Annotated in this window: 10 protein-coding genes and 1 pseudogene; 8 read left to right on the top strand and 3 right to left on the bottom strand. The window is 60.5% G+C overall.

The features are described 5' to 3' along the window. Positions 1-108: 108 nt before the first annotated feature. On the bottom strand, positions 109-858 hold the full coding sequence (locus tag NKI46_RS30670; protein ID WP_352749665.1) for a GlxA family transcriptional regulator: 750 nt from the start codon (positions 856-858) through the stop codon (positions 109-111). 273 nt (positions 859-1,131) lie between these two features. Between NKI46_RS30670 and NKI46_RS30665 the strand changes: the two genes are divergently transcribed. The 8 genes from NKI46_RS30665 (at position 1,132) to NKI46_RS30630 (ending at position 9,778) form a co-directional block, all read left to right on the top strand. Further along, positions 1,132-3,225, top strand: coding sequence for an acetate--CoA ligase family protein (locus NKI46_RS30665; RefSeq protein ID WP_352749662.1), 2,094 nt, complete (start codon positions 1,132-1,134; stop codon positions 3,223-3,225). Positions 3,226-3,419: 194 nt separating this feature from the next. After that, positions 3,420-3,599: a hypothetical protein gene (locus NKI46_RS30660; RefSeq protein ID WP_352749659.1), complete on the top strand. Its 180-nt coding sequence runs from the start codon at positions 3,420-3,422 to the stop codon at positions 3,597-3,599. 34 nt (positions 3,600-3,633) lie between these two features. Then, the gene (locus NKI46_RS30655; RefSeq protein ID WP_352749656.1) at positions 3,634-4,797 is read left to right on the top strand and encodes an acyl-CoA dehydrogenase family protein; all 1,164 of its coding nucleotides are present in this window, start codon (positions 3,634-3,636) and stop codon (positions 4,795-4,797) included. Positions 4,798-4,800: 3 nt separating this feature from the next. Next, a complete protein-coding gene (locus NKI46_RS30650) occupies positions 4,801-5,934 on the top strand; it encodes an alcohol dehydrogenase family protein (protein WP_352749653.1) in 1,134 nt (377 codons plus the stop codon). A 105-nt stretch (positions 5,935-6,039) separates the two neighbouring features. Further along, positions 6,040-6,825: an enoyl-CoA hydratase-related protein gene (locus tag NKI46_RS30645; protein ID WP_352749651.1), complete on the top strand. Its 786-nt coding sequence runs from the start codon at positions 6,040-6,042 to the stop codon at positions 6,823-6,825. 2 nt (positions 6,826-6,827) lie between these two features. Continuing rightward, positions 6,828-7,349 carry a thioesterase family protein gene (locus NKI46_RS30640; protein WP_352749644.1) on the top strand — a complete coding sequence of 174 codons (522 nt, stop codon included), beginning with the start codon at positions 6,828-6,830 and terminating at the stop codon, positions 7,347-7,349. A 2-nt stretch (positions 7,350-7,351) separates the two neighbouring features. Continuing rightward, entirely contained in the window at positions 7,352-8,470 is a 1,119-nt protein-coding gene (locus NKI46_RS30635) for a mandelate racemase/muconate lactonizing enzyme family protein (protein WP_352749642.1), read from the top strand. Positions 8,471-9,049: 579 nt separating this feature from the next. Then, positions 9,050-9,778 (top strand): LuxR family transcriptional regulator, encoded by a 729-nt coding sequence (locus tag NKI46_RS30630; RefSeq protein ID WP_502896855.1) that lies wholly within the window; start codon positions 9,050-9,052, stop codon positions 9,776-9,778. 250 nt (positions 9,779-10,028) lie between these two features. On the opposite strand, the pseudogene NKI46_RS30625 reads toward NKI46_RS30630, so the two are convergent. Then, positions 10,029-10,305, bottom strand: a pseudogene (locus tag NKI46_RS30625) (transposase); the annotation flags it as partial. A 46-nt stretch (positions 10,306-10,351) separates the two neighbouring features. Then, on the bottom strand, positions 10,352-10,569 hold a 218-nt coding region (locus NKI46_RS30620; RefSeq protein ID WP_352749637.1), incomplete at its 5' end, for a transposase.

Genomic DNA, 10,569 nt, shown 5'->3' with positions numbered 1-10,569 from the left:
GTGGCGCTCCCATGAAGAACCTGGCCCATAGCGCATCCTTTGATTCGGACGAAAAGTATGCGCCATCAAAGCCTGGGATCAAACATCTAGCGCCTTCGCAGCCGAGCCTTATAGTGACCTGTCATGGCTGGGGGCGAGATGGAAGCGGCGGCGGTAGGCGCGGCTTAAGCTCTCGCTCGCAGGAAATCCGCACATAAGCGCGATCTTGCCAATCATTTCTTGCGAGTTCCGAAGAAGGTTGCGCGCCCGGTCGAGACGGAGCTCGAGATAGTAGGCCTGCGGTGACTTTCCAAGATGGCGAATGAACAGGCGCCGGAGCTTCCATACGGGCCATTCCAGGCGGTTCGCGATGTCTCCGATGAGCAGGGGCGTCTCCATGTTAGCCAGCATGATTTCAATGGCCTTCGCGAGAGTGCGATCAATGCGCGGGATGGACCAGTCAATGCCAAAGGACCCGTCGGCCCGATCCGATTCCAGCGGACGATAATTGAGGATCTCTGCAACGCGTCGCGCCAGTCGTTTGTCCTCGAAGTGTGAGATCAAAGCAAGAGTCATGTCCATCGTCACCACCCCACCCGCACTGGAACACCGGTCTTCGTCCATATTGAACAGACGGTCGCTGAAAAATGCCTCCCCGCGGCTCTCTCGGAAAGCCACGACGGCCTCGTGATGCACCGCTGCCGGACGACGGTCGAGCAAACCCGCTTCTGCAAAGAGGAGGGCCCCTGTATCAACGCATCCCATCAGGCAACCCGATCGCGCGCGACGCCGTAGCCAACCGAGAAACGCATCCGTTTTCATCCTGTCCGGAGCATAGGAAGCCAGGAGGATCACCGCGTCGGTTGGTTTCTCGTCCAAACCTCCGCTTACCTCTAGTGCATGTCCCGAGGACGATTTCGGTGAGTTCCCATCAACGCTAAGAATGCGCCAGCGGAAGACTGGCCGCAAGCTCTCTCGATTTGCAAGTCGCAAGGGCTCAGTGACCAACGCCAGTGAAAGAAGGGGGAAGCCCTCTCCGATTACGATCGTCACAGACCTCATTCTCTAGTGCCAGTTATTCGTTTGTTGGTGTCATCCCTATAGATGAGCATATTGGTATTCTCGATTCAAGATACGCCAGTCGGGACCCTGATGACGCACTCTCTTGAACCGTTTTTCCGTCCCAAATCAGTCGCCTTTGTCGGCGGAAGCAATTTAAACCCCGCATTGAAGTATCATCGCGACCTCGGCTTCGACGGCTCGACATGGGTTGTCAGCCCGAAGTATGACACGCTTCAGGGCTACCCTTGCATTCCCTCCATCGAGCATCTGCCCGGAGCCCCGGACCTCGCCTTTGTTGCAATTCGGCGCGAGGCAACCATAGAGGTGATCGCGGAGCTTCGCGCAAAAGGCTGCAAGGCCGTGGTATGCAACGCTGCTGGATTTGCGGAAACCGGCAAGATCGGCGGTGACCTGCAGGCGCGGTTGATGGCTGCGGCGGGCGAAATGCCGATGCTCGGACCTAACGCCGTCGGTTTGGTAAACTTCGTCGACCCGATGGCCGCGATAATGGATCACTTCGGAATCCGTCGTGTGGAGAAGGGCGCCGCCGTGGTCAGCCAGGGCGGAGGCCTTCTATGCGATGCCGTATTCTCGGATCGGGGCCTCCCAATCACCCACTTAGTGGGTGGCGGCAACCAGGCCTTGACGGGCATGGAATCCTGCGTTGACTACCTTCTCGACGATCCCCGTGTGACGGCGATAGGCCTGTCGTTCGAGAGCCTTCTCGATATCGCCGTCCTACGACGTGCTGCTGTAAAATCCTTACAATTGGGCAAGCCCATCGTGGCAATAAAGTTCGGGAAAACCGAATCAGGCGCACATGCCGCGGCCACCCACACGGCGTCAATGACGGGCGCCGGGGCAGCTTGGGAAGCGCTCTTCGACAGGCTCGGAATCATATCGACGGCCTCAGAGTCTGAATTCTTCGAGACGCTGAAGCTGATTTCCTCTGGGCACATGCCGAAAGGTCGTCGTGTTCTAGTTACAGCAGTTTCCGGCGTCCTCGGCGTAATGTTGGCGGACCACTTGAGCGCGGCAGGATTCGAGCTGCCCCAGCCGACAGGCGAACGTGTGGCGCACCTGCGCGAGGTGCTGCCGCTCATGGCTACGCCCTGCAATCCGCAGGACGTCACCATGGGCGCATGGAACGATAAGGAGCGTCAGACGGCGATCTACTCGGCCCTGCTCGACGAGGGCTACGACGTCGCGCTGATGGTCCAGAACTACCCACGTGAGGGCATGTGGGACGTCAGCGAATACGCGGCGCAGGTAGAGGCATTGGCTGGGGCCTGCGCAGGTCGCGGCGTGACGGCTATGCAGCTCGCTCCTATGGTCGACTGCTTCCCTGCCCACGCGCGCGAACATACACAAAACCTCGGGCTGGCCGCCATGCAGGGCCTTGAAGAATGCATGAAGGCGCTCTCTCACGCCGTATGGTGGCGCGAGCGTCGTGATGAGCTTATGGACGCTGGAGTGGAGCGGCTGGCAAACGTCGAAGTCGCGAGACCGAAGCCCGGCGTCAGCCATGACGAGGCGGCGGCGAAACGTATGTTGGCGGCGGCCGGCGTGAATGTACCCACTTTGCGCGTGACAGCCCCTGATAGGGCCCATGAGGCTGCGTCAGAGATCGGTTTTCCAGTCGCGTTGAAGGCGCTCGATGCGAGGCTTCAGCACAAGACCGAGGCGGGTGCGGTGCGGATCGGTCTTACCTCGCCCCAGGAGGTACGCGAGGCAATCGACGCTATGCGAGCCGACATGAAGCGCCTAGTGCCGGACATTCCGCTAGCTGCCACGCTCGTCGAGGCAATGGCGCCCGACGTTGTCGCCGAGGTGATGGCCTCCGTCTCTTTCGATTGTTCGGTCGGTCATATTCTGATGATCGCCGGCGGTGGTGTTGAGGCTGAACTGTGGAACGACAGCACGCTTTTGGCCGCCCCGTTTCTCCGCGCCGAGATCTCGCGTGCCTTGGACCGTCTCAAGGTTGCTCAGCGCATCAGGGGATGGCGGGGTAGACCCTCAGGTGACCGCGAAGCGCTCCTCGACACGCTTGGGGCGCTGGCAGGCTTCGCCCTCGCTGAGGGCGCCGAGCAGGTCGAGATCAACCCAATCCTGGTGGGACGCAGGGGCGCGCTCGCCGTGGACGCGGTTCTGAAGCTGGCCAGACGCGAGGAACGCGTCGCCTGACGCATGGGAGAGACAATGCAGAACATTTCACCTGACACGACTGAGTGCAAACATCTGCTCTATGAGATGGACGCGAAATGTCTGCCGGCAGACACTGAACCGGCCGGAAATATTCGACGCGATGATTCTTCGCCTGGTAGCCGAGCTAGGCGTCGGTGCGGACAGCGATGACGAAGTCAACGTGATCGTTATACGTGGCGATGGCCGCGGGTTCTGCCCCGGTCATGCACAAGATGTACCTGAACCGCGTCTACGAGGTGGAGGGGCTGAGCACTGGAATGAACTATCACCTCGAGCAAGTTGCGATCATGGGCGCCCAGCCGGCCGGAAATGCTGAGTTCAGCAAGATGACGAAGGGTCTCGTACCGCATTGACACATGCCAACGCCCTATACAAAGGCCTAGACTGATGGACTTCAAGCTGACTGACGAGCAACAGCTGCTCTTCGATACCGCACGGAAGTTCTGCGAGAAGGAGCTCATCCCGCACGAGCACGTCCTGGAGACAACGAACGAGCTGCCCCGCGAGCTGGAGATGGATATCCGCCGCAAGGCGATGGAGCTGGGCTTGCATGCCTGCAATATGCCCGAAAGCGTGGGCGGTGCTGGCCTCGACTGCGTTTCCTTCACCCTCGTGGAGAAAGGCTTGTCGCGCGCCTCTCTGGCATTGGCGGAATGCGTCCGGCGGCCGAACAACATCCTGGCTGCGTGCCAGGGCCAGCAGGTCGCGCAATTCCTCGAGCCCGTCATGCGGGGTGAGAAGCGCGAATGCATAGCGATGACGGAGCCTGATGCCGGGTCCGATCTCAAGGGGATGAAGACCCGCGCTGTCAAGGACGGGTCCGACTGGATCATCAATGGCACCAAGCACTTCATCTCGAATGCGCAGATCTCCGATATCGTGATTCTATTCGCCGCGACGGGCGAGGAGGAGACGCCCGCCGGTGCGCGGAAGAGGATCTCCTGCTTCCTCATCGACCTTGATACCCTAGGGCTGGAAGTGGCCAAGGGAAACGATCACATGGGCCACCGGGGTTACTACAACAACATCCTGCGCTTCGATGACGTGCGGGTCGGCGGGTGGCAGATGGTCGGTGCCGAGGGCGAAGGCTTCAAGGTCGTCAAGGACTGGCTCGGGCCGGGGCGCCTGACGGTTGCCGCCGTCTGCCAAGCGCGTGCCGAGCGGGCTTTCGAGGTCGCAGTTGATTTTGCCGCACAGCGCAAGCAGTTCGGCCAGCCGATCGGCAAGTTCCAGGGCATCAGCTTTCCGTTGGCCGACATGGCGATCGATATTCGCCTCGGCGATATTCTCCTGATGAACACCGCGTGGCGGGTGGACCAGCACCTGCCGAGCGTGGCTGAGGACTGCGCCATGGCGAAAGTCTGGTGCTCGGAGATGCTGGGTCGCGTCGCGGACCAGGCGATCCAGACCTGCGGCGGCATGGGCGTGATGGCCGATCTGCCGCTGGAGCGAATCTACCGTGATGCGCGCGTCGAGCGCATCTGGGAAGGCACCTCGGAAATACAGCGCCATATCATCAGCCGGCAGCTCATGCGCCAGAGAGGAGCATAGCCCGTGCTTCCGAAAACAATGACGGCAGTGCACCTGACCGGGCACGGGGGGCTCGACAGGCTCGAACTCCGGCACGACGTGCCCGTGCCGAAACCGGGTCCCTGCAAGGTGCTCGTCAGGGTCACCGCCGCGGGTATAAACAACACCGACATCAACACGCGCACCGGCTGGTACAACCAGGCGGTGAGCTCCGGAACCACCGCTGAAGGCGGGAAAGACGGTTTCGGCGTGTCCGAACAGGGAATGGGCGACTGGGAAGGAGGATTGACCTTCCCGCGCATCCAGGGGGCGGATGCCGTCGGCCGGATCGTCGCGGTGGGTTCGGGGGTGGAGCCTGGCCGTGTTGGTGAACGCGTGGTCTGCGATCCCTATATCCGCGACCCGGACGACGTGGAAGGCTTTGACAGCGCGGGCTTCCTCGGATCGGAGCACGACGGTGCGTTTGCGCAGTACACCGTCGTGCCGTCGCTCAACGCGGTGAGTGTTCCGGACGATCTGCCGCTATCGGATGCGGCGCTCGCAACGCTGCCCTGCTCGGGCGGCACGGCGATGAACATGCTGGTCATCGCGGGCGCGAAGGCCGGCGACCTGGCGCTGGTGACTGGAGCGTCGGGCGGCGTAGGCACCTTCCTAGTCCAGATCCTGAAGGCGATCGGCGCCGAAGTGGTGGCGGTGGCGGGAAAATCCAAGATGTCCGCGGTCTCCGACCTGGGTGCCGATCATGTAATCAACCGGGACGGCGAGGACATCCTGGCGCGCGTCCTCGAAGGGACTGGTGGTCGCAAACTCAGCCTCGTTGCGGATGTCGTCGGCGGTGCCAACTTCCCGAATCTTCTCAAGCTCCTGCGGCGCGGCGGGCGGTACGTCACGGCGGGCGCCATCGGCGGACCAAAGGTGGAACTCGATCTACGTATGCTCTATCTTAAAAATCTCTCCTTGTTCGGATCGACCGTGTACCTGCGGCAAACTTTCCCTCGGTTGATCGACATGGTGGTCTCCGGCAAGATCAAGCCCTTCAGCACGAAGAGCTGGCCATTGGCGGAAATCCGGGCCGCACAGACCGAGTTCTTCGAGAAAAAGCACGTTGGTAGCCTCGTGCTGCTGCCTTCGGCCAGCGAGGGCACGCCATGCATATAACTAATATAATTGCCGGGCGGACGAAGGTCCCGGACCAATTCGCGCCTGGGATCGGCGCGGAGGTGTTGAAGAAATTCTGGGTGATCGGGTGGCGGAGTTAGCCCTATGAGCGCGCCGGTCAGAACAGAGAGACGCGGGCGAGTCCTAGAGATCACGCTAGACCGTCCGAAAGCCAACGCGATTAACGCCGCGACGTCGAGGCAGTTGGGCGAGGCATTCCGGCTGCTGTGCGAGGACGATGGCCTGTCGGTCGGCATAATTACCGGCGGGGGCGACCGGTTCTTCTCCGCCGGCTGGGATCTCAAGGCCGCGGCCGGTGGGGAAGCGCCCGACGCAGACCAGGGCATCGGCGGGTTCGCCGGGCTCACCGAGTACTGGGATCTCAAAAAGCCGGTCATCGCGGCTGTCAACGGAATGGCCTTGGGTGGCGGTTTCGAACTCGCCTTGGCAGCTGACATGATTGTCGCGGCCGACCACGCGAAATTCGGGTTGACGGAGGCGGCGATCGGCCTGATTGCCGATGCCGGCGGCGTGATCCGTTTGCCGCGGCGCCTTCCTCGCGCTGTTGCGATGGAAATGATGATGACCGGTCGGCAGGTCGCGGCGCGTGAACTCGAGCACTGGGGACTTATCAACGAGATGGTCCCGGCCACGTCCCTGATTGATGCGGCCCGCGATCTTGCCGAGCGCGTTGTCGCATGCGCGCCCCTGTCGCTGCAGGCGATCAAGGAGATTGACCGCGCGACCCAAGGCTTGAGCGAGCGCGAAGCCTACCGGGTCATGCAGCAAGCCAATCTGCCGGTCTACCGCCGCGTCTATGGAAGTGAGGACGCTGCAGAGGGCATCCGTGCGCTGTCGGAGAAGCGCGCGCCAGTATGGAAGGGACGCTGACCATGGCCGAAACATACGACGCTCCAATCCCTTGGACGGAAAGCATCGAGAGTCCGCTTCTGCTCTTCCGCACCAAGATCCGTCCAGAATGGATCGATGTGTTCGAGCACGTAAACACTGCGCACTACCTCACGATCGGCGACCACGCCAACTGGGCTTTCTGGAACTGGATCAATGGTCCCGAAGGCACGATGGACGCGCGCGGCGGCCACGAATACGTTATCGTCCAGAACTGCGTCAGCTATGTGGACGAACTCGCTCTTGGCACGCCGATCCATGTTACCACGCAGCTAGTTGACATGGACGACAAGCGCTACGTGTTGTTTCACCGCATCTGGAAATCAAACGGTGAAGTCATTGCGGCCACAAATGAAGTCAAATGCCTCGCCTTCAACCTGATCGAGCGAAGGCCCGACAAATGGCGTCCGATCGTCGCAGAACGGCTGGAAAAGGTCCGTCGCGCGCACGCAGAACTCGGGGTTCCCGCAGAAGCCGGCAAAGGCATCACTCTAAAGCGGAAGTGAACATGCGCATCCAACGGATAACGCTTTTTTCGGTGCCGATCGACGTCGGAATGGAGCTGACGCGCTACGTGACAAGTCAGTCGATCAATCCGGCGCTAGACGTGTTGGTCGTGAAAATTGAAACGAACGACGGCCTAGTCGGTTGGGGCGAGGTCTCCTCAGCGCCGCCATACTACCTGCCGGAACTCTCCGCAGGCGCGAGAGAAGGAATCCGCCACGTCGCCCCAGCCGTGCTGGGCCGCGATCCACGTCAAGTCGCCAGGACTATCGGCGAGGTCTCGATGGCGCTCCGCGGACACGGCAATGCGAAAACGGCGTTGGAGATGGCCCTGTGGGACTTGGCGGCTAAGGCGCATGGCCTTCCGCTCGTGGACCTGTGGGGTGGAAGGGTGGCGGAGAGCCTCCCCGTTCTTACCGTGATAAGGATCGGCACTCGCGAGCAGACCCTTGCCGCGTTCGAAGCCGAGAGGGCCAAAGGCTATTCCCGTTTCCAGATCAAGGTCGGGGCGGGCGAGCCACACGAAGACATTGCCACAATACGGATGGTTCAGGAGATTGCTCTGCCCCACGAGCGTCTTTGGTATGACCCTAACCGCGCTTGGCTGGTCGAGGACGCGATCCGCGTGATTTCGGCCGTCCGCGAACTTTCACCTATGATCGAGAACCCTTGCGAGAGCTACGAGGAATGTCGTGCCGTGGCACAGCGGACTGGCGTCCCCATAATGCTCGACGAGGTGATTGATAGCCCCCGGCGCTTCTTGGAAGCAGTTCAGGACAAGGTGCTCGACGTGGCGTCCCTCAAAACTTCCTGTATCGGAGGGATTGAGGCCACCCGGCAAGCCATGAGCCTGGCAAAGATTCTCGGCGTGCCTGTGCGGGTTGAGGACTACTACGGAACCGGCATCCTGCTGGCGTGCGTCACGCATATGGCTCACACCCTCCCGCGCAACATTGTCTTCGGACTTTACGACTACGCAAGCAAAAAACTGCCGCTTGTGAACAATCCGCTTCTTGTCGAGAAGGGCGAAATCCGGCTGCCCGACGATTGTCGGCCAGGGCTGGGCGTTGATGTAAACGAGTCGTTGTTGGGCGAGGCGATCGCGGTCATGGACGCGACCTGATGCGGGTACGCTTGTCGATGCCGCCCGAGCAGACCGGCAGGGGACACTCGCCGTTTGTCTTTGCCGATGCGCACCTGATGATCACTCTCGTCAACTTGTGCAGGGCGCATCAGGTCGGCTGCTGTATCTTTAGCTAGCCCTGCCAATGTATCGAGTCTCCGCCCACCAACGCGTTGAGGAACAAACAGAAAGCGGCGCAACCATACGTTCCGGATCATAGCGCCCAAAGGGGCGAGGATGAGCGCCTATCCGCCATCCTTTTCTTCGTGGCCGCCGACGTTCACGCGGCAATCTTTGAATTGCTGCTTTCGATGCCACGTGCCTCAGGATGATGATACAGGGCTGCGACGATTCCATTTTCCCAAGAAAGGTCTCCGACTGCACTCCAGCGAGCTGCGGTTGGCGACAATCGGTGCGCAGATCATGCAAGTTGCGTGGCGTTCTGTAAAGGCCGGTCCGCCCGGCCACAAGCCTGCAAAACCCGGCCGCAGTTGTGCGGTCCCCGCTTATGGCGGAGTCTCCCGGTCGGAATGGCGCTCAGCAGACGGAATGGATTGAGTCAGGACAATGACAAAGAACATGCCGCTTCTCTTCGAGACATATCTGGGAAAGCTGTCGGAGAGTGTCGATGAAACAGATCTCCGGGATGCCATGGCTGGGGCGGCGATAGCACTTGATCTCCTCACCTTTGCCTATCTGTCGTTGCCATTGGAATCTTGTGGCGAGCCCAAGCTAATCTCGAATTATCCGCCGCTCTGGACCGAGCACTATCTGCAAAACCAATATCAGAAAGTCGATCCCGTCATCATGCGTGCGCGGCGTGGCGGCTCCCCGTTTCCATGGTCGGGGCCGGATTTGCGTTGCGTTGAGATGTCGCCGGCGCAAAAGAAGCTATTCGATGAGGCGGCACAGTTCAGCATCCGCTGCGGTTTGACGATCCCGATCATCGATCGCAGAGGCTGTGTTGCAGCGATGACCTTTGCCGCTGATAAACCCAATTCCGCCTCCCTGCGCGTTGCTGAGCGATACGAACAAGCGCTCCAACTCATGGCGACATGTTTTCACATTTATGCTCGTCGAAGGCTGTCTGGCAATCGTACAGTGGACGGCGTTTCGTTGACACCTCGTGAATACGAATGCCTGCAATGGTCGGCGCGCGGCAAGTCCGCCTGGACTATCGGTTGCATCTTGGGAATCAAAGCGCGCACCGTCGATTTCCACCTCGACAATGCGAAGAAGAAGCTCGGCGTGCACACCAAGGATCAGGCCGTAGCCCTGCTGGCCTCCTCACGATCTTCGATTTTCTGAGAAACTGAATTCGTCTTTGGTCGTCCTGACCATGAGGCACAGGCTGTTTCGGCTGTCCATTCGCCCTCAAGGCCTTCCTTCCCAGATCATGGTGCAACTTATTGCACCCGATTGGTACGGTGATGTTGCGAACGGACTGCATGCAATGCACCCTCTGCGATACCGCCTTTTCAAGGAGCGTTGATCGTGTCCCGCGGCGTGGTGTAGCTGGCGGCATTAGTCGCGTGCTCTCCGGCATGGGCCGGGCTGATCAGCGCGCCACGGCTGGCAGGCTGATCAGGGGATCATCGCTCATCTGGCTGATCGTTTCCAGAGTCATATATCTGGCCCGCTGCACTGCCCATTCATCGTTCTGTTCGAGCAGGATTGCGCCGACGAGGCGCACGATCGCATCGTCGTTCGGGAAGATTCCGACGACCTCGGTGCGCCGCTTGATCTCGCCGTTGAGACGTTCGATCGGATTAGTCGAGTGGAGCTTGGCGCGATGTTCCTTGGGGAAGGTTCATGTAGGCCAGTACGTCGGGCTCGGGTTGTGTGCGTCAAGTTCTGCAAAATGGGGCGGCCATATGCTGGTCATGCGGCTTGGCGCAGAGGGAGCTTCTTGTGCTCGCGCAGGTCGTCCATGTTGATGTATCGATTGGCCTCCATCCAGTTTTCGTTGGTCTCGACGGCCAACGCCTTGACCAGGCGCAGGCAGCTTTCGGTGTTGGGGAAGATGCGCACGACATAGGTGCGCCGGCGGATTTCCTCGTTGAGCCGCTCCAGCATGTTGGTGGATTTGAGATGCTTGT

This window comes from Mesorhizobium sp. M0615, from assembly GCF_040320805.1.
GTDB lineage: Bacteria > Pseudomonadota > Alphaproteobacteria > Rhizobiales > Rhizobiaceae > Mesorhizobium.
Note: the sequence above shows the minus strand (reverse complement) of the source record. Positions and strands in the feature narration are given on the sequence as shown.